The following is an 18052-nucleotide window of genomic DNA, read 5'->3' as shown; positions in this document are numbered from 1 at the left end:
ACCGGCCCGATGAGACGACAGCCCGACAACCACACCCGCCGAACACAGGCCCAGGGAGGGGGAATCAGATGGAAGGCATGCCCGCCGTCCCGCCGCAGCGCACCGGCCCCGAAGGAGCCCACCCCGCCCCACCGGCAGGTTCCCGCTTCGCCGTCCTCGGCCCCATCCGCGCCTGGCGCGGCACCGAGCCCCTCGCCTCCGGGAGCCCCCAGCAGCGCGCCCTCCTCGCCGCCCTGCTGCTCCGCGACGGCCGCACCGCCACCGCACCCGAACTGATCGACGCCATCTGGGGCGAGGACCCGCCGCCGCAGGCCCTGGCCACCATCCGCACCTACGCCTCCCGGCTCCGCAAGGTCCTCGACCCCGGCAGCCTGGTCAGCGAGTCCGGCGGCTACGCCATCCGCCTCGGCACCGACGCCGCCCTCGACCTCGGCGTCGCCCGCACCCTCGCCGCCGACGCCGAAGCCGCCCGCTCCGCCGGCGACCGGGCCCTGGCCCGCACCCTCCTGGCCCGCGCCCTGGACCTGTGGGACGGCGAACCCCTGGCCGGCGTCCCCGGCCCGTACGCCGAGACCGAACGCACCCGGCTCTCCGAATGGCGGCTGACCCTCCTCGAGACCAGGCTCGACCTGGACCTCGAGACCGGCCAGCACGCCGAAGCCGTCTCCGAGCTGACCGCGCTCACCGCCGCCCACCCGCTGCGCGAACGCCTCCGCGAGCTCCTCATGCTCGCCCTCTACCGCAGCGGCCGGCAGGCCGAGGCCCTCGCCGTGTACGCCGACACCCGCCGCCTCCTCGCCGACGAACTCGGCGTCGACCCGTGCCCGGAACTCGCCGAGCTCCAGCAGCGGATCCTGCGCGCCGACGCCGAACTCGCCCGCGCCGCCGACCCGGCCCCGGCGGCCGCCCCCGTCCAGGTCCGGCCCGCACAGCTCCCCGCGACCATCCCCGACTTCACCGGCCGGTCCGGGTTCGTCGGCGAACTGTCCGACGTACTCGCCCACGCCGACGGCCAGGTCATGGCCGTCTCCGCGGTGGCCGGCATCGGCGGAGTCGGCAAGACCACCCTCGCCGTGCACGTCGCCCACGCCGCCCGCCCTCACTTCCCCGACGGCCAGCTCTACGTCGACCTCCAGGGCACCGATCCCCGCCCCGCCGAACCCGTCGCCGTGCTCGGCTCCTTCCTGCGCGCCCTCGGCACCCCCGACACCGCCATCCCCGACTCCGCCGCCGAACGCGCCGCCCTCTACCGCTCCACCCTCGACGGCCGCCGGGTCCTCGTCCTGCTCGACAACGCCCGGGACGCCGCCCAGGTCCGCCCGCTGCTGCCCGGCACCGCCGGCTGCGCCGCGCTGGTCACCAGCCGTGTCCGGATGGCCGGGCTGGCCGGCGCCCACCTCGTCGACCTCGACGTGATGTCCCCCGAGGAGGCGCTGCGGCTGTTCACCCGGATCGTCGGCGAGGAACGCGTCGGAGCCGAACGCCAGGCCGCACTCGACGTCGTCGGCGCCTGCGGCTTCCTGCCGCTGGCCATCCGCATCGCCGCCTCCCGGCTCGCCGCCCGCCGCACCTGGACCGTCTCCGTCCTCGCCGCCAAGCTCGCCGACGAACGCCGCCGGCTGGACGAGCTCCAGGCCGGCGACCTCGCCGTCAAGGCCACCTTCGAACTCGGCTACGGCCAGCTCGAACCCGCCCAGCAGCGCGCCTTCCGGCTGCTCGGCCTCGCCGACGGCCCCGACATCTCCCTGTCCGCCGCCGCGGCCGCCCTGGACCTTCCCGAGCACAGCACCGAGGACCTCCTGGAGGCCCTCGTCGACTGTTCCCTCCTGGAGTCCGCCGCCCCCGGCCGCTACCGCTTCCACGACCTCGTCCGCCTCTACGCGCGTGCCTGCGCCGAACGCGACGAACAGCCGCCGGCCGAACGCGACGCCGCCCTCTCCCGGCTGCTCGACTTCTACCTCGCCACGGCCACCCGCGTGTACGCCCTCGAACGCCCCGGCGACCGGCTCGTGGCCCACCTGGCCGCCGGCCGCTACCCGGGCCTGGACTTCGCCGACCGCCACGCCGCCCTGGACTGGCTCTACGCCGAGGCCAACCCCCTCCTCGCCTGCGTACGGCAGGCCGCCGCCCGCACCGGCGGCGAGGCCGGCGCGCTCGGCCGGGCCGCCGACCTGCTGCTCGCCGCCAAGGACCTGCTGGAGTCCGGGGCCAACTCCAAGCAGTACGAGTCGGCCGCGGTGTCACTGTGCGAGGCCGCCCGGTCGGCCGCGGACCCGTATGCCGAGGGCCGGGCCCGCACCATACTCACCAACGTCCACCTGGTCGCGGGCCGGTTCACCGAGGCCGACGGGGAGGGCCGCCGGGCCGGCGAACTGGCCCGTGCGACCGGCGACGCCCTCTCCACCTGCTGGGCCGCGAACGACCGCGGCATCATCGCCCTCTACGAGGGCCGGTACGCCGACGGCGAGCGCCATCTGCTGGAGGCCATCGACCACTTCCGCGCCGACGGCAACGAGGTCGGCGAGGCCAGCGCCCTGTGCAACCTGTCCCGCGTCCTCGCCGCCCTGGGCCGGCTGCCCTGCGCCATCGACCTGGCCGAGCAGGGCATCGCCATCTACGACCGCATGGGCCTGACCCTGCGCCTGGCCAACGGCCGCTACGCGCTGGGCATCGTCCTCGTCCAGGCGGGCCGGCTGAAGGAGGCCATGGACGAGCTCACCCAGGCCCTGTCGCTGTTCCGCGACAACCGGCAGCCGCTGTGGGAGGGCATCACCCATTACCGGCTGGCCGAGGCGCACCTCGCCGCCGGACGCGCCACGCTCGCCGCCTCCCACGCCGAACAGGCCATCGCGCTGCGGGTGATGGGGGGCGAGTGGCGGCGGGCCTGCGTGGTGATGGTGCTGGGCCGGGCCCTGCACCGGATGGGGCAGATCGACCGCGCCCGGGCCTGCTGGACCGACGCGCAGACCGTCTTCGAGCAGCTGGGCTCCGCCGAACTCAGCGAGGTCCGGGCGCTGCTGGCGTCCGAGGTGGCCGCCTGAGCCCGCGCCGTGAACGGGGGCGTTCATCGTTCGTTTATCGCCTTCGGACATGATGAAGTCATCGGCCCGAAGCGCCGGGGGGCACCCGGGCCGGACCAGAAGACCCGTTCGGCGGTCCGCGGGGGAATCGCCGAACGGGTACCGGCCCAACCCTCAGGAGTGACGATGACGACGACCGAGAACGCGAAGCCGAACGACGGCGACATCCAGCCGATGGACAACCACGCCACGGGCGTCGAGATCAAGCCCCTGGACACCCAGGCCACGGGCGCCCCTGCCACCACGCAGGACGCCGGCGAGGAGATCCAGACCCTGGACAACCACGCCACCGGACCGCGCCCGTAACGACGCGGACGGACGGGGGGACACCGGGGGACCACGGGGGAACGGGGGCAACACCGGGGGGCCCACGGGGGAACGGGGGTGACCACCGGGGGGAACGGGGGGACACGGGGGGAACACGGGGGACACGGGGGGAACACGGGGGAGCGGCGGTCGCGGTGGCCCGGAGGGGGAGCCACCGGGGCCGCCGCGCACGCGTGCCCGCCCGGCACCGGGCGGCCCCGGACGGGGGCGCTGCCCTAAGGTGAGGAGATGTTCGCTCCCCAGGGACCCAGCGTGCGCGAGCTGGCCGTGCAGGCCCTGTCCTCCACCCAGCGGGGCTACGACCTGCTCGCCCCGAAGTTCGACCGGACCCCGTTCCGCACCCCGGACCGGATGCTCGACGCCGTCGAGGAGACCCTCGCCCGCCACGAGGGCGGCTTCGGCGCCGGACTGGACGTCTGCTGCGGCACCGGCGCGGCCACCGGCATGCTGCGGCGGCTGTGCCGGGACCGGGTCACCGGCGTCGACTTCAGCGCCGGCATGCTCGCGGAAGCGGAACGCCGCCACACCGCCACCGGCTCCGGACCCGCGGTGGACTTCGTACGGGCCGACGCCCGCGCCCTGCCACCCGCGCTGGCCGGCTCCTACGACCTCGCCGTCAGCTTCGGCGCCTTCGGCCACTTCCTGCCGGACGAACGCCCCGCCCTCTTCGGCGGCGTCCACGCGGCCCTGCGGCCCGGCGGGGTGTTCGCGTTCCCCATCGGAGCCCCGCAGCCCCTCACCTCACCGGGGTTCTGGCTGACGGCCGGCTTCGACGCGGTGATGCGGGTGCGCAACGCGCTGTGGCGGCCGGCGTTCGTCATGTACTACCGGACGTTCCCCTTCGGGGGCGTCCGGGAGGACCTCCACCGCACCGGCTTCACGGTGGAGACCCTCCCCCTGCACCACTTCGGCCACCGCCCGGACGGCACTCCGCGGTGGCGGCTGCTCCTGGCCCGCAAGCCGGGCCCCGGCCCCGCCTAGCCGGTCCGGGCGCGCAGCTCCGTCTTCAGGACCTTTCCGCTTGCGTTGCGCGGGAGTTCGGTGACGAACTCCACCTCCCGCGGCACCTTGTAGTTGGCCATCTCCCGCCGGGACCAGGCGATCAGGTCGTCGGCGGTCAGGGTCGAGCCGGGGCGGCGCACCGCGTAGGCCTTGCCCACCTCGCCCAGGCGCGGGTCGGGGATCCCGACGACCGCGACGTCCGCGATGTCCGGGTGGAGGCCCAGGAGTTGCTCGATCTCCGCCGGGTAGGCGTTGAACCCGCCCACGATGAACATGTCCTTGATCCTGTCGGTGATCCTGAGGTTCCCGGAGGCGTCCAGGACGCCGATGTCGCCGGTCCGCAGCCAGCCGTCGCCGGTGATCGCGCGGGCGGTCTCCCCGGGGTCCTCGTAGTAGCAGCGCATCACGTTGTGCCCGCGGACGTGGACCTCGCCGGCCGCACCGGGCGGCAGCGGCTCGCCGTCGGGTCCGGTGACCCGCACCTCGGTGCCCGGGATGGCCCGGCCCGAGGTGGCGGCGACGGTCTCGGCGGGGTCGCCGCGCCGGCACATGGTGACGATCCCGCCGGCCTCCGAGAGCCCGTACGCGGTCAGCACGGTGGGGATGCCCAGCTCCCCGCGGAGCCTCTCCACGAGCTGGAGGGGGACCACGGCCGCACCGGTGACCACCAGCCGGAGCGTGGACAGGTCGTGTGCGGCGCGGGCCGGGTGGTCGAGCAGCGACTGGTGGAGCGTGGGCGGTCCCGGCAGGACGGAGATGCGTTCGGCGGCGATGTTGGCGAGGGCGGTGTCCACGCTGAACACGGGCTGCGGGACCATCGTGGCCCCGCGCATCAGGCAGGCGATGATCCCTGCCTTGTAGCCGAAGGTGTGGAAGAACGGGTTCACGATCAGGTAGCGGTCGCCCTCGCGCAGGCCGGCGAGCTCGCTCCAGATCGCGTAGCAGCGGAGCGTCTGCGCGTGGGTGATGACCGCGCCCTTGGGGCTGCCGGTGGTGCCCGAGGTGAAGATGACGTCGGAGGGGTCGTCCGGGCGGACGGTCCCGGCGCGGGCGCGGACCTCGTCGGCCGGGACGCCCTCGCCGGCCGCCAGGAAGTCCTTCCAGGTGCGGAAGTCCTCGGGCGCGTCCTCGGCGAGTACGACGACCTCGCGCAGGTCCGGCAGTCCGGGCAGCGGCCCTCCGCCCGGTGCGTCGCCCGGTGCGGCGCCCGGTCCGCCGCCCCGTCCTTCCTCCGGTCCTGCGCCGGCGGCCCGGCGCAGGGAGGCGACGTACGAGGTGCCGAGGAAGGTGCCGGTGACGAACAGCAGCCGGGCCCTGCTCCGGCGGAGCACGTACGCGGCCTCGGCGCCCTTGAAGCGGGTGTTGAGCGGGACCAGCACGGCTCCGGCCGAGACCGCGCCGAGCGCGGACACGATCCAGTCCAGGGTGTTCGGCGCCCAGACCGCGACGCGGTCGCCCGGCTCGACGCCTGCGGCGACGCACCCGGCCGCGGCCCGTTCGACGCGCTCGCCGAGCTCGGCGTACGTGATCCGGGTGCGGCCGTCGACCACGGCCTCGCGCCGGGCGTACTGCTGTGCCGCCGCCCGGACCAGGCCCGGAATGCTGCCCCACCGCAGGTCGCCCCGCTCTTCGCCGGCCATCGCCCACCTCCGCGTCCGTACGCGCCCACCGGTAGCTGACTATCCGTCAGATTAGCGGTAGCCTTCGCCGCTGTCAGCACTGGTGCACGCTTCGGAGGTGGAGCGATGGCGGCAACACTCAAGGACGCCACGGCGATAGTCGGGATCGGGCAGACCGCCTTCGCCAGGCGACTCCCGCAGACCGAGAAGGAACTCGCCTGCCGGGCCATCCTCGCGGCGCTCGACGACGCCGGGATCGAACCCTCGCAGGTCGACGCCTTCGCCTCGTACACGATGGAGGAGACCGACGAGGTCGAGGTCGCCAAGGCCGTCGGCGCCGGCGACGTCACGTTCTTCTCCAAGGTCGGCTACGGCGGCGGCGGCTCCTGCGCGACCGTGGGCCACCTCGCCGCCGCGATCGCCACCGGACAGGCCTCCGTCGGCGTCGCCTGGCGCTCCCGCAAACGCGGCAGCGGCCCCCGCCCCTGGAAGAACACCACCGTCCAGCTCCCCACCCCCGGCCAGTGGACCCGCCCCTTCGGGCTGCTCCGCCCCGCCGACGAGATAGGCATGCTGGCCCGCCGCTACATGCACGAGTACGGGGCCACCCGCGACCACCTCTTCAACGTCGCCCTCGCCTGCCGCAACCGGGCCAACCAGAACCCCGACGCGATGATGTACGACCGGCCACTCACCCGCGAGATGTACATGACCGCCCGCTGGATCAGCGAACCCCTCTGCCTCTTCGACAACTGCCTGGAGACCGACGGCGCGCTCGCCTGCGTCGTCGTCTCCGCCGACCGCGCCCGCGACTGCCGGCAGAGACCCGTCTACGTCCACTCCGTCGCCCAGGGCCTGCCCGCCCAGCACCACGGCATGGTCAACTACTGGAACGACGACCCCCTGTCCGGCCCGGCCTGGACCGCGGCCCGCCACCTCTGGAAGCAGGCCGACTTCGGCCCGGCCGACGTGGACGTCGCCCAGATCTACGACGCCTTCACCCCGCTCATCCCGCTCTCCCTGGAGGGCTACGGCTTCTGCGAGCGCGGCGAGGGCGGCGCCTTCACCGAGGGCGGCGCCCTGGAGATCGGCGGCCGGCTCCCCCTCAACACCAGCGGCGGCGGCCTCTCCGAGGCCTACGTGCACGGCTTCAACCTGATCAACGAGGGCGTCAAACAGCTCCGCGGCACCAGCACCGCCCAGGTCCCCGACGCCACGACCTGCCTGGTCACCGCCGGGGAGGGCGTCCCCACCTCCGCGATCCTTCTCCGAGCCTGAGGAGCCGCCCACCATGAACCCCGACACCGACGCCGACACCGACGCCGGCACCGGCACCACCCCCGGGGGGCTGCTCCTGCCCGTCCCCGACGAGGACGGCCGCCCCTTCTGGGAGTACGCCGCCGGAGGCGAACTCCGCATCCAGGCCTGCGCCGACTGCGACCGGCTCCGCTTCCCGCCCCGCCCCTGCTGCCCGCACTGCCAGTCCTTCGCCTCCACCTGGCGGCCCATGAGCGGCCGCGGCCGCATCTGGTCGTACGTACGGCCCCACCCGCCGCTGCTGCCCGCGTACGCGGCCCGGGCGCCCTACAACGTCGTCCTGGTGGAACTGGCCGAGGCCCCGCACATCCGGCTCGCCGGCAACCTGGTGGCCGAACCGGACGCGCCCCTGGACTCGGTCGACCCCGAACGGCTGCGGATCGGCGCGAAGGTGCAGGTGGCGTTCACCGAGGTGGACGGGATGACCGTGCCCCGCTGGCTGCTGGAGAAGTCGTGAGCCTGACGGTGGAACGCGACAAGGCGACCGGCGTCGCCGTCGTCACCCTGGACCGGGAATCCCGCCACAACGCCATCGACCTGACCACGGCCGCGGAACTGACCGACACCTGGCGCGAGTTCAGGTACGACCCCGCCGTACGGGCGGTGGTGCTCACGGGCGCCGGCCGGGCCGCCTTCTGCACCGGCATCGACCGCTCCGCCGAGGTGCCCCAGCCGGACTCCCCGTACTCGGTGGACGACCCCCTGGCCGGCATCGGCCCGAAGGCCGGCGACCTGTGGAAGCCGGTGGTCTCGGCGGTCAACGGCATGGCCTGCGGCGGCGCGTTCTACCTGCTCGGCGAGTCGGAGTTCGTCGTCGCCGCCACCACCGCCACCTTCTTCGACCCGCACACCACCTACGGCATGGTCAGCGCCTACGAGGCCGTCTACATGGCGCAGCGGATGCCGTTCGGCGAGGCCGCGCGCATGTCACTGATGGGAACGGCCGAACGGGTCTCGGCCCGGCGGGCCTACGAGATCGGGCTCGTCTCCGAGCTCGCCGAACCCGCGGACCTGCTGCCCGCCACCCTGCGCACCGCCGAGACCCTGGCGGGCTTCCCCACGGAGGCGGTGCAGGGCACCGTACGGGCCCTCTGGTCGGCCAAGCAGACCGCCCTCCAGCAGGCCCTCGACCGCGCCCCGCAACTGATCGCCCTGGGCAACCTGCCGCCGGACCGCCAGGCGACCCTGTTCGCGAACCGCCGGCCGGGGGCCGACTTCCGCCTCCGCTGAGCCGGGGCGGCCGCGGCGGGCCGGCACCGTCGGGCGCGGACGGGGTCCCCGCCCGGTCCGGGCGGGGGCCCCGTGCCGTCCCGCCGCTTCGAGGCGGCCCGGACTCGGCTTCGGCCGGCCCGGGACGGGACGGGCTCAGCCTCAGAGGGTGCCGGAGTCGGCGACCTCGATCTTCTTCGAGGGGCGGCCGGAGCTGGAGCCGTGGGACTCGATCGTCTTGACGACGTCCATGCCCTCGACGACCTCGCCGAAGACGACGTGCTTGCCGTCCAGCCAGTCGGTGACGACGGTGGTGACGAAGAACTGGGAGCCGTTGGTGTTGCGGCCGGCGTTCGCCATCGACAGCAGGCCCGGGCGGTCGTGCTTCAGCTGGAAGTTCTCGTCGGCGAACTTCTCGCCGTAGATGCTCTTGCCGCCGGTGCCGTTCTGGTTGGTGAAGTCACCGCCCTGGAGCATGAAGCCCGGGATGACGCGGTGGAACGGGGAGCCCTTGTAGCCGAAGCCGTGCTTGCCGGTGGCCAGCTCGCGGAAGTTCTGCGCGGTCTTCGGGACGACGTCGTCGTAGAGCTTGAAGACGATCCGGCCCGCCGGCTCGCCGTCGATGTTGATGTCGAAGTAAACGTTTTCGTTGCTCATGGGTCCCATCCTGTCACTCCCGGTGCGATGCGCAGCTCGGCGGGGCCGGGACCGGTCCGTTTCGCGGGTCGGATTGAACGCTGTGCAAGCGTGTCGGCGCTGGCCTATGGTGATCCCCATGGCACGCGAGACCCTCACCCGTGAACAGATCGTCACCGCGGCGATCGAGCTGCTGGACGCCGACGGTCTGGAGGGGCTGAACATGCGCAGCCTGGGCCGGCGACTCGGTTCGGCCGCCACCGCCGTCTACTGGCACGTCAAGAACAAGGACGACCTGGTGGTGCTCGCCGGGGACCGGGTGTGGGACGAGATCCGGCTCCCCGACCTCGACGCGGTCGACTGGCGTACGGCCGGCATGGCCATGGCCATCGACCTGCACGCCATGTTCGGCCGGCACCCCTGGCTGGTGCAGGCCTTCGCCTCGCACCTCTTCCACGGGCCCGGGAAGGCCCGCCACGACGACCACAGCCTCGCCGTGTACGAGGCCGCCGGGTTCGTGGGCGAGGAGGCCGACCGGGCCGCCGCCGCCGTGTTCACGTACGTGCTCGGCAACAGCCTCGGGCAGGCGGCCACGGCCTCGCTGGAGCGGCAGCTCGGCAAGGACGGGCAGGACGCGGCGCAGCGGTTGCAGGACACGATGGATGCGGCGCGGCGGACGGCGATGGAGTTCCCGCGGCTGCGGAGCCGGCTGGAGGCGGCGGATTACGCGGCGGCGCCGGACCGCAGCTTCGAGTCCGGCCTGGAGGCCCTCTTCACCGGCCTCGCCCACCGACTCCCCACCTCCCCCTGACCCACCGGGGCCCGCGCCGGGCCCGACCCGGCCCCGCCGGCCAAGGCCACGGCCCAGCCCGGCCGCCCGAGCGGCGCTTGAGGGGGCCCGACGGGAGCCCCGGGCCGGCGTGCGGCGCGAGGGTGCGGGGGCGGGGCAGGGTGTCGGGCGGGGCCGGTCAGGGGGTGGTGCGGGTGCCGGTGCCCTTGGCGGCGTCCAGCGCGTACACGCAGCGGTCCTTGCTGCACGCGTACACCACACCCGCCTCCGCCACCGGCGACCCCGCGATCTCGCCCCCCGTGGCCAGCTTCCACCGCAGCTGCCCGCCCGCCGCGTCCAGCGTGTACAGGCAGTGGTCGGCGGAGCCGAAGTGCACCCGGCCGTCCGCGACCGCCGGCGCCCCGCTGATCTCCGCGCCCGCGGCGAACCGCCACTTCGGCGTACCGGTCACCGCGTCCAGCGTGTACAGGGCGCTGCCCGAGGCCAGGTGGACGTGCCCGTCCGCGACCACCACCGGGTCCGCGGACTGCCGCGGCTCGGTCGCGATGCGCCAGCGGTCCGTGCCCGTGGCCGCGTCGATGGCGTACACGGTGCCCAGGTAGTCCGCGAGGTACACCCCGCCGCCCGTCACCGCCGCCCCCGCCGCGAAGGCGGGCGGGGCCAGGAACACCGCCGGCGCCTCGAAGTGCCAGCGGACCCGCCCGGAGGAGCGGTCCACGGACAGGACCCGGGTGCCGGCCGACACGTAGACGTTGCCGTCGGACGCGGGGGTGACCCGGACCGGTACGTTCCCGCAGGCCGCCGCGTCACCGACGGGGTAGGACCAGGCCTCGCGGCCGGTACGGGCGTCCAGAGCGCGCAGCCGCGCGTCCTGCCACACGTACACCGTGCCCTCGTGCAGCACGGGCGCCGCGTCGGCGGTCTCGAAGTCGGTCTGGGCGCCGCCCAGGTCCCACAGCTTCTGCCCGTTCGCAGCCTCGTAGGCCTGGACGCCGCCGCCGCGCGTCGCCGTGACCACCGTGCCCCGGTCCGCGCGCAGCGCGTACACCCAGGCGTCGGAGGCGAGCCGCCACCGCTCGGAGCCGTCGCCGGCGTCCAGCGCGTACACCGACGGCCCGTCGGAGGCGTGGATCCGGCCGTCCGACACGGCCATCGCCCAGGCCACGTCGCGGGTCTTGAACTGGCGGCGGCCGCTCGCCACGTCCAGGGCGTGCACTTCGAAGGAGGTGACGTAGAGGAGGTCCCCGGCGACGGTCGGCGTGCCCCACACCTCGTTGGACATGCGGAACCGCCAGGGACGCCAGCGGCCGCTGTCCGGCGCCGCGGCGGGCCGGGGCAGTACGGGGGCGGGCCCGGACGCGGCCGGGACCCCGCCGCCGGGCGGCCGGATCCAGCCGGTCGCCGCGTCCGCGGAGGCCGGGGTGGTCGCCGCGGCCACCAGGGGGCCGGGGCCGATGGGGACCGGGGAGGCGCCCAGCCGCACCGGCTCGCCGGAGGCGGGCTGCCCGGCGGCCCGGCCGGAGCCGGCGGGCGTGGCGACGGGCGGGTGCGCCGGCATGGGCGGGGCGGCGTGCCCGGTGCGCGGGTCGGCCCAGGGGTCGCCGCCCTGCGGCCGGTGCCCGGGCCGGTTCCGGCCGTGGCCGGCCCCGTGCCCGGCTCCGTGCCCCGGACCGTGCCCGGGGCCGTTGGCGGGACCGGCGCCGTGCCCGGGACCGCCGCCGTGCCCGGGCCCGCGTCCGGCCGGGACGCCGTGCCCGCCGGGCGCCGTGGTCCGCTGCCCGGCCCGCCGGGTCTCGATCATCGCGACGGCCCGGCCCGGCAGCCACGCCGACGCGGTGCCGCTGTCGTCACCGGCGGCGAACAGGTGCGGGGCCAGCTGCGCCTGGAGGTCGGCCGGGGTGGGCCGCAGGGTGGCGTCCATCTGCATGCACGAGTCGATCAGCGGGCGCAGCTCCTCCGGCAGCCCCTCCAGGTTCGGGCTCTCCCGCAGCAGCATGAACACCGTCTCCACCGGGTTGGCCCCGTGGTACGGCGGGTGGCCGGTGGCGGCGAAGACGAGGGTGGAGCCGAGCGAGAACACGTCGCTGGCGCCCTTGACGCTGCGCGAGTCCTTCGCCTGCTCCGGGGACATGTAGGCGGGTGTGCCGACGGCCACGTTGGTCATGGTGAGGCGGGTGTTCGAGACGCCGCTGGCGATACCGAAGTCGATCACCCGCGGGCCGTCCTCGACGACCAGGACGTTGGACGGCTTGAGGTCGCGGTGGACCAGTCCGGCCTGGTGGATGGACTGGAGGGCCTCGGCGATACCGGCCGCGAGCCACCGCACGGCCTGCGCGGGCATCGGCCCGCACTCGTTGACGATCTCCTCCAGGGAGGGCGCCGGCACGTACGCGGTGGCCAGCCAGGGCACCGCGGCCCGCGGGTCGGCGTCCACCACCGCGGCCGTGTAGAACCCGGACACCGCCCGGGCGGCCTCCACCTCGCGGGTGAACCTCACCCGGAACAGCTGGTCCTCGGCGAGCTCGGTCCGCACCGTCTTGATCGCGACCCGTCGGCCGGACGCCGACCGTGCGAGATAGACCAGCCCCATGCCGCCGGCACCGAGCCGGCCCAGCACCTCGAAGGGGCCGATCCGTCTCGGGTCGTGCTGCGTCAGCTGCTCCACCACTCGCCTCACACCTCCCCGTACGGACCCGGTCAGGGCCCGCGTACACCGGCCTCCGCCGGCCCGTGCAGCGTCTCACCCCCGGGCGCCGCCCGGGGTCGCGCAACCCGATTCTGTCAGGCCCCGGCCTGCTCCGGCTCCGGACGCGAGCCGCTCCGGGCCGCCGGGGCCGTTCCGGGCCCGTCCTCCGGCTCGGCGAGGAGCGCGAACGCCGCGCCCTGGTCGTCCGTGACCACGGCGATCCGGCCGTAGGGCGTGTCGAACGGGTCGGCGGTGACCCGGCCGCCCAGCCTCCGTACGGTCGCGGCGGAGGCGTCCACGTCGGCGACCGCGAAGTACACCAGGAAATGGGCCGGCAGGTACTCCGGGAACGCGTCGGTGATCAGGCTGCGGCCGACCACCGCGGTCTCCGGTCCGGGCTTGCTGCCGGGCGGGGACCAGGTGCGGTACTCGATGCCGGCGTCGTCCTGGTCCTGGGGGACGTAGCCGAAGACCTGGGCGTAGAAGGTGTCGACCGCGTCCCGGGCCCGGGTGTACACCTCGGTCCAGCAGTAGGCGCCTGGTTCCATGCTGGCCTCGAAGCCGTGGTGGGTGCCGGGCTGCCAGAGGCCGAAGACGGCGCCGCCGGGGTCCGCGGCCATCGCGGCGGTGCCGTAGGAGCCGACCGGCATGGGGTCCATGACCATCTGGCCGCCGGCGGCACGGATCCGGGCGGCCGCCGCGTACGCGTCGGAGGTGTAGAGGTACACCCCCCAGACGGTGGGCATGCGGCCGTCGGGCTTGGGGGCGAGGGCGGCGACGTTCTGGCCGCGGCTGTACGCCTGGGTGTAGCCGCCGTACTGGCCGGAGCTCGCCCCGAAGGTCCACCCGAAGAGCTCACCGTAGAAACGCTTGCCCGCCTCGACGTCCGGAAGGGAGGCGTCAACCCAGCACGGGGTGCCCTCGGTGAATCCGGCCATGGGCCCGTTCCTTCCGTTTTCGCGCGATTGGACGCGGTGTCGTGCGGTCTGGGGCGTGTGGTGCGGCCTGGAATGGTGAAGCCCTTCCCGCCATGATCCGCCGGACCGCTTGTCCACAGCCTGTTGATAAGACTATTCGGGCGATTCCGGTACACGGGAGGGCCCCCGGAGTGGCGGACGGCACACCGCGCAGCAGGCCTCGCACCGCCGAAAACCGGCCACCGCGCGCCCCGGCCGCCCTCCCCGGAACCCGGCGTCCACCCGGGCCGGTCGGGCCGGGTCCCCATTTGCAGGCGGCCGAATCGCGCCCCGATCACCCCTCGGTAAGCTGACGGCATGACAGGACAAGTACGAACCGTCGACGGCCGCGTGGCCGGCCGGCGCGGTCAGGCGACGCGGCAGAAGCTGCTGGACTGCCTCAGCGAGATGCTCAGCACCTCGCCGTACCGCGACGTCAAGGTGATCGACGTCGCCCGACGGGCCGGCACCTCCCCCGCGACCTTCTACCAGTACTTCCCGGACGTCGAGGGCGCCGTCCTGGAGATCGCCGAGCAAATGGCGGCCGAAGGCGCGCAGTTGACCGCCCTCGTGGAGGGCCGCTCCTGGGTCGGCAAGTCCGGATGGCAGGCCGCCGAGGAACTCGTCGACGGTTTCCTGGACTTCTGGCGCCGCAACGACGCGATCCTGCGGGTCGTCGACCTCGGCGCGGCCGAGGGCGACAAGCGGTTCTACAAGATCCGCATGAAGATCCTGAACTCGGTCACCAACTCCCTCACCGATTCGGTGAAGGAGCTCCAGGCGAAGAACAAGGTCGACAAGGACGTCAGCGCGGCGGCCATGGCCGGCTCCCTGGTCGCGATGCTCGCCGCGGTGGCCTCCCACCAGAAGGGCTTCCAGACCTGGGGCGTCAAGCAGGCCGAGCTCAAGCCCAACCTCGCCCTCCTGGTCCACCTCGGCATCACGGGCAAGAAGCCGACCAGGTAACCGGCCGGCCGGCCGGCGCCCCTCCGGTGGTCAGCGGCGGTCAGCGGTGGTCAGCGGCGCTCCAGCCGGAACAGGCGTATCTCACGCTCGATGCGCGCCTGGTACGTCGCGTACGGGGGCCAGAACTCCAGCACCTTCCGCCATGCCGCCTCGCGTTCCTCACCGGCGAGCAGCCGCGCCCGGACCGCGATGTCCTGTCCCCTCCAGCTGATGTCCGCGTCCGGGTGCCGGAGGAGGTTGGCGGTCCAGGCGGGGTGTCCGGGGCGACCGAAGTTCGAGCCGATCAGCAGCCAGCTGGTCCCGCCCTCCTCCGGCATGCACGCCAGCGGTGTGGTCCGGGGCTGCCCGGTCCTGGCGCCCCTGGCCGTCAGGATCACCCCGGGCAGCATCCGGGCGCTGAGGATCACCTTGCCGCGGGTCAGCCGGTGCACCGCGCGGTCCAGGGCCGGGACGAAGTGCGGTGCGACCTTCGCGAAGAGGAGGGTCGAGGACACCTTCTGCATGAGCCTGACGCCGGCAGCCATCACACGGCCGTCCTTTCCTGGGTCCGGGGCTGGGGCCGGGGCTGGGGCTGGGCCTGTGGCCCGGCGGCGGTGGGGTCGGCGGGGTCCGCGGTGGTGAGCACGTCGCCGCCGGTGAAGAGCCCCGCCCGGTGGGCGGCGTGGGCCCGCAGCCGGTGGACCGGGCCGAAGAGCAACTCGTCGGCCGCGGCCCGCTTGAAGTACAGGTGCGCGTCGTGCTCCCAGGTGAAGCCGATGCCGCCGTGCAGCTGGACGGCCTCCGCGGAGGCGGCGCGCAGCGCCTCCAGGGCCTGCGCGAGGGCCAGCGGGCCCTGCTCCGGATCCCAGGCGGCGTAGTACGCGGCGGACCGCGCCGCCTGCACCTGCACGTAGAGGTCGGCCAGGCGGTGCTTGACCGCCTGGAACGACCCGATCGCCCGCCCGAACTGCTCGCGCTGCCGGACGTACCCGACCGTACGGGTCAGCGCCTGGTCGGCGGCGCCGACCGCCTCCGCGGCGAGCACCGCGGCGGCGGTGCGGCCGGTGCCGGCCAGCGCCCCCGTCACCTCGGCCTCCTCCGACTCCCCCAGCAACTCGGCGGGCACGTCGCGGAGTTCCACCCGGCCCTGGGGGCGGGTCTCGTCCAGCACGGCCTGCCGGGCCCGGGACAGCCCCGGCGCGTCCTCCCGTACGAGGAACAGCAGGGCCCGGCTGCGCGCGAAGCCCCCGGCGTGCGCGCCGACCAGCAGCAGCCCGGCGCTGTGCCCGTCGAGGACCTGCGCGGCCTCCCCGTACAGCCGCCACTCCCCCGCGGCGCCGCGGCGCGCCTGCACGCCGCCGGCCCGGCCGCCGCCCGCCCATTCCCCGTGGTCGCCCTCCCCGGTCAGCCCGAGGGCGGTGGCGAGCGCGGTCCCCGGCACGGCGAGGGCCGCGGTCAGCCGGCCGGCCGCCAGCGGCGGCAGCAGCGCCGACCGCTGGCCGGGCGTGCCGAGCCGCCGGACCAGCGGGGCGACCAGCACGGCGGTGGCCAGCAGCGGCGAGGGCAACAGGGCCCGGCCGGTCTCCTCGCAGGCCAGCACCAGGTCGGCGGGGCCGCAGCCGACCCCGCCGTACTCCTCGGGCACAGCGATCCCCGCCAGCCCTATCTCCTCGGCGAGCCGGGTCCACAGCCCACGGTCGTAGCCGGTCGCGGTGCGCACGGCGGCTTTGACCTCGTCCGGGCCGCAGCGTTTGGCCAGGATCTCGCGCAGGGTCCGGCGCATCTCGTCCTGCTCCGCGGTGAAGGCGGCATCCATCGGCGGGCTCCTCCCCGTATCTGACGGCGCGTCATATTAGGCGCGAGGCGGCGAGATGCCCAGGGGCGGAGCGAAGGGGGAGGCGGACGGCAGGGCGCGGCGCGCGGCACGGCAGGGCGCGGACCGGACGAACGAACTATGGTTCTGACTGACCGTCAGATCTATAGTCGGCGCATGGTCAACCAACGCCGCAAGGTAGCCGTGGTCGGCATCGCGCTCTCGGACTGCGGACGGGTGGACGGCCCCACCCCCTACGCCCTCCACGCCCAGGCCGCCCGCCGCGCCCTGGCCGACTCCGGTCTCGACCGCTCGGTCATCGACGGCTTGGCCTCGGCGGGCCTGGGCACCCTCGCCCCGATCGAGGTCGCCGAGTACCTGGGACTCCGGCCCACCTGGGTGGACTCCACCTCCGTGGGCGGCTCCACCTGGGAGGTGATGGCCGCACACGCCGCCGACGCCATCGCCGCCGGCCACGCCAACGCGGTCCTGCTGGTCTACGGCTCCACGGCCCGCGCCGACATCAAGGCCCGCCGACGCACCTCGAACCTCTCCTTCGGCGCACGCGGCCCGCTCCAGTTCGAGGTCCCGTACGGCCACACGCTGATCTCCAAGTACGCGATGGCGGCCCGCCGGCACATGCACCAGTACGGCACCACCCTGGAGCAGCTGGCCTCGGTCGCCGTCCAGGCCCGGGCCAACGCCGCGACCAACCCGGACGCCATGTTCCGCGACCCGCTCACCGTCGACGAGGTCCTCTCCGCCGAGATGATCGCGGACCCCTTCACCAAGCTGCACTGCTGCATCCGGTCGGACGGCGGCTGCGCCGTCCTCCTCGCCGCCGAGGACTACCTGCAGGACTGCGCGAAGCCCCCCGTGTGGGTCCTGGGCTCCGGCACGTCCGTCTCCCACACCACCATGTCGGAATGGGAGGACTTCACCGTCTCCCCGGCGGCCGTCTCCGGCCGGACCGCCTTCGAACGGGCCGGGCTGCGCCCCGCCGACGTGGACCTCGCCCAGATCTACGACGCGTTCACCTACATGACCCTGGTCACCCTGGAGGACCTCGGCTTCTGCCCGAAGGGCGAAGGCGGAGCCTTCGTGGAGAAGGGCCGCCTGCTGCGCGACGGAGAGCTCCCGGTCAACACCGACGGCGGCGGCCTCTCGGCCTGCCACCCGGGCATGCGGGGCCTCTTCCTCCTGGTCGAAGCCGTCCGCCAACTCCGGGGCGAAGCCGGCGAAGGCCAGGTCCGCAAGCCGAACGGCAACCTCCCGCAGATCGCCGTCGCCTCGGGCACGGGCGGCTGGTTCTGCTCGTCGGGGACGGTGGTCCTGGGGCGGGGGTGAACGGGGGGCGGGGATGGGCGGCGGGGTCCACCGGGGCGGGGCGCGGAGGGCGAACGGGACGAGGGCGGCGGGGTCCAGCCCGGGCGGGGCGCGGACGGCGAACGGGACGAGGGCGGCGGGGTCCACCCGGGCGGGGCGCGGACGGCGAACGGGACGAAGGCGGGTGGGTCCACGCGACGGGACCGCGAACACCGGGCGGAGGTGGAGGCGGCCGGACCCACCGGACCGGGGGCGTTGAATCCGTCGGGGTGGTTGCCCGTCCGTCCCATCGTCCTTCCGGGGCCGTCCGCCCTGTCAAGGGCGCTCCTTCGTCGCGTCGCTGCGC

15 protein-coding genes are annotated in these 18052 nt (G+C 74.5%); 9 read left to right on the top strand and 6 right to left on the bottom strand.

Going from position 1 to position 18052, the window contains the following annotated elements:
• Positions 1–68 precede the first annotated feature (68 nt).
• The 3 genes from ACFY61_RS17415 (at position 69) to ACFY61_RS17405 (ending at position 4388) form a co-directional block, all read left to right on the top strand.
• On the top strand, positions 69–3041 hold the full coding sequence (locus ACFY61_RS17415) for a BTAD domain-containing putative transcriptional regulator (protein ID WP_389472783.1): 2973 nt from the start codon (positions 69–71) through the stop codon (positions 3039–3041).
• A 165-nt stretch (positions 3042–3206) separates the two neighbouring features.
• The gene (locus ACFY61_RS17410) at positions 3207–3386 is read left to right on the top strand and encodes a hypothetical protein (protein ID WP_389472780.1); all 180 of its coding nucleotides are present in this window, start codon (positions 3207–3209) and stop codon (positions 3384–3386) included.
• Between the two features lie 249 nt (positions 3387–3635).
• Positions 3636–4388 carry a class I SAM-dependent methyltransferase gene (locus ACFY61_RS17405; protein WP_389472777.1) on the top strand — a complete coding sequence of 251 codons (753 nt, stop codon included), beginning with the start codon at positions 3636–3638 and terminating at the stop codon, positions 4386–4388.
• On the opposite strand, the gene ACFY61_RS17400 is transcribed toward ACFY61_RS17405, so the two are convergent.
• Positions 4385–6049 carry a fatty acid--CoA ligase family protein gene (locus ACFY61_RS17400; RefSeq protein WP_389472775.1) on the bottom strand — a complete coding sequence of 555 codons (1665 nt, stop codon included), beginning with the start codon at positions 6047–6049 and terminating at the stop codon, positions 4385–4387. The two genes, ACFY61_RS17405 and ACFY61_RS17400, sit on opposite strands and share 4 nt — an antisense overlap.
• Before the next feature lie 105 nt (positions 6050–6154).
• Here ACFY61_RS17400 and ACFY61_RS17395 point away from each other — a divergent pair, with 105 nt between their 5' ends.
• From ACFY61_RS17395 to ACFY61_RS17385, 3 genes are read left to right on the top strand one after another with little or no spacing between them, the layout of a single operon-like run.
• The gene (locus tag ACFY61_RS17395; protein ID WP_389472773.1) at positions 6155–7306 is read left to right on the top strand and encodes a lipid-transfer protein; all 1152 of its coding nucleotides are present in this window, start codon (positions 6155–6157) and stop codon (positions 7304–7306) included.
• 13 nt (positions 7307–7319) lie between these two features.
• Positions 7320–7802, top strand: a complete 483-nt coding sequence (locus ACFY61_RS17390) for a Zn-ribbon domain-containing OB-fold protein (RefSeq protein WP_389472770.1) — start codon at positions 7320–7322, stop codon at positions 7800–7802.
• Positions 7799–8575, top strand: a complete 777-nt coding sequence (locus ACFY61_RS17385; protein ID WP_389472768.1) for an enoyl-CoA hydratase/isomerase family protein — start codon at positions 7799–7801, stop codon at positions 8573–8575. The genes ACFY61_RS17390 and ACFY61_RS17385 overlap by 4 nt, the downstream gene beginning before the upstream one ends.
• A gap of 141 nt (positions 8576–8716) precedes the next feature.
• Here the strand turns inward: ACFY61_RS17385 and ACFY61_RS17380 are convergent, their stop codons facing one another.
• Positions 8717–9211 carry a peptidylprolyl isomerase gene (locus tag ACFY61_RS17380; RefSeq protein ID WP_389472766.1) on the bottom strand — a complete coding sequence of 165 codons (495 nt, stop codon included), beginning with the start codon at positions 9209–9211 and terminating at the stop codon, positions 8717–8719.
• A gap of 118 nt (positions 9212–9329) precedes the next feature.
• On the opposite strand from ACFY61_RS17380, the gene ACFY61_RS17375 reads away from it, so the two are divergent.
• On the top strand, positions 9330–10001 hold the full coding sequence (locus ACFY61_RS17375) for a TetR/AcrR family transcriptional regulator (protein ID WP_389472763.1): 672 nt from the start codon (positions 9330–9332) through the stop codon (positions 9999–10001).
• A gap of 157 nt (positions 10002–10158) precedes the next feature.
• Here the strand turns inward: ACFY61_RS17375 and ACFY61_RS17370 are convergent, their stop codons facing one another.
• Complete coding sequence (locus tag ACFY61_RS17370; protein WP_389472761.1) at positions 10159–12648, bottom strand: PQQ-binding-like beta-propeller repeat protein; 2490 nt, start codon at positions 12646–12648, stop codon at positions 10159–10161.
• A 113-nt stretch (positions 12649–12761) separates the two neighbouring features.
• Complete coding sequence (locus ACFY61_RS17365; RefSeq protein ID WP_389472759.1) at positions 12762–13604, bottom strand: VOC family protein; 843 nt, start codon at positions 13602–13604, stop codon at positions 12762–12764.
• A gap of 336 nt (positions 13605–13940) precedes the next feature.
• Here ACFY61_RS17365 and ACFY61_RS17360 point away from each other — a divergent pair, with 336 nt between their 5' ends.
• Positions 13941–14588 (top strand): TetR family transcriptional regulator, encoded by a 648-nt coding sequence (locus ACFY61_RS17360; protein WP_389472757.1) that lies wholly within the window; start codon positions 13941–13943, stop codon positions 14586–14588.
• Between the two features lie 50 nt (positions 14589–14638).
• Here ACFY61_RS17360 and ACFY61_RS17355 read toward each other — a convergent pair whose 3' ends face one another.
• Both ACFY61_RS17355 and ACFY61_RS17350 read right to left on the bottom strand, forming a co-directional pair.
• On the bottom strand, positions 14639–15112 hold the full coding sequence (locus ACFY61_RS17355; protein ID WP_389472755.1) for a nitroreductase family deazaflavin-dependent oxidoreductase: 474 nt from the start codon (positions 15110–15112) through the stop codon (positions 14639–14641).
• Positions 15112–16383, bottom strand: coding sequence for an acyl-CoA dehydrogenase family protein (locus ACFY61_RS17350; RefSeq protein ID WP_389472753.1), 1272 nt, complete (start codon positions 16381–16383; stop codon positions 15112–15114). Before ACFY61_RS17350 ends, ACFY61_RS17355 begins: the two co-directional genes overlap by 1 nt.
• Before the next feature lie 174 nt (positions 16384–16557).
• Between ACFY61_RS17350 and ACFY61_RS17345 the strand changes: the two genes are divergently transcribed.
• Positions 16558–17727 carry an acetyl-CoA acetyltransferase gene (locus ACFY61_RS17345; RefSeq protein WP_389472751.1) on the top strand — a complete coding sequence of 390 codons (1170 nt, stop codon included), beginning with the start codon at positions 16558–16560 and terminating at the stop codon, positions 17725–17727.
• Positions 17728–18052 lie beyond the last annotated feature (325 nt).

Origin of the sequence: Streptomyces sp. NPDC012888, from assembly GCF_042900645.1 — a bacterium.
Lineage (GTDB): Bacteria > Actinomycetota > Actinomycetes > Streptomycetales > Streptomycetaceae > Streptomyces.
This window is presented reverse-complemented; position numbering and strand designations above follow the sequence as displayed.

Bases quoted from the DNA above. Each gene is read 5' to 3' on its own strand.
- ACFY61_RS17360 (WP_389472757.1), top strand. From the start codon at position 13,941: ATGACAGGACAAGTACGAACCGTCGACGGCCGCGTGGCCGGCCGGCGC.
- ACFY61_RS17375 (WP_389472763.1), top strand. From the start codon at position 9,330: ATGGCACGCGAGACCCTCACCCGTGAACAGATCGTCACCGCGGCGATC.
- ACFY61_RS17405 (WP_389472777.1), top strand. From the start codon at position 3,636: ATGTTCGCTCCCCAGGGACCCAGCGTGCGCGAGCTGGCCGTGCAGGCC.
- ACFY61_RS17355 (WP_389472755.1), bottom strand. From the start codon at position 15,112: ATGGCTGCCGGCGTCAGGCTCATGCAGAAGGTGTCCTCGACCCTCCTC.
- ACFY61_RS17395 (WP_389472773.1), top strand. From the start codon at position 6,155: ATGGCGGCAACACTCAAGGACGCCACGGCGATAGTCGGGATCGGGCAG.
- ACFY61_RS17365 (WP_389472759.1), bottom strand. From the start codon at position 13,604: ATGGCCGGATTCACCGAGGGCACCCCGTGCTGGGTTGACGCCTCCCTT.
- ACFY61_RS17415 (WP_389472783.1), top strand. From the start codon at position 69: ATGGAAGGCATGCCCGCCGTCCCGCCGCAGCGCACCGGCCCCGAAGGA.
- ACFY61_RS17345 (WP_389472751.1), top strand. From the start codon at position 16,558: ATGGTCAACCAACGCCGCAAGGTAGCCGTGGTCGGCATCGCGCTCTCG.
- ACFY61_RS17350 (WP_389472753.1), bottom strand. From the start codon at position 16,383: ATGGATGCCGCCTTCACCGCGGAGCAGGACGAGATGCGCCGGACCCTG.
- ACFY61_RS17410 (WP_389472780.1), top strand. From the start codon at position 3,207: ATGACGACGACCGAGAACGCGAAGCCGAACGACGGCGACATCCAGCCG.
- ACFY61_RS17390 (WP_389472770.1), top strand. From the start codon at position 7,320: ATGAACCCCGACACCGACGCCGACACCGACGCCGGCACCGGCACCACC.
- ACFY61_RS17380 (WP_389472766.1), bottom strand. From the start codon at position 9,211: ATGAGCAACGAAAACGTTTACTTCGACATCAACATCGACGGCGAGCCG.
- ACFY61_RS17400 (WP_389472775.1), bottom strand. From the start codon at position 6,049: ATGGCCGGCGAAGAGCGGGGCGACCTGCGGTGGGGCAGCATTCCGGGC.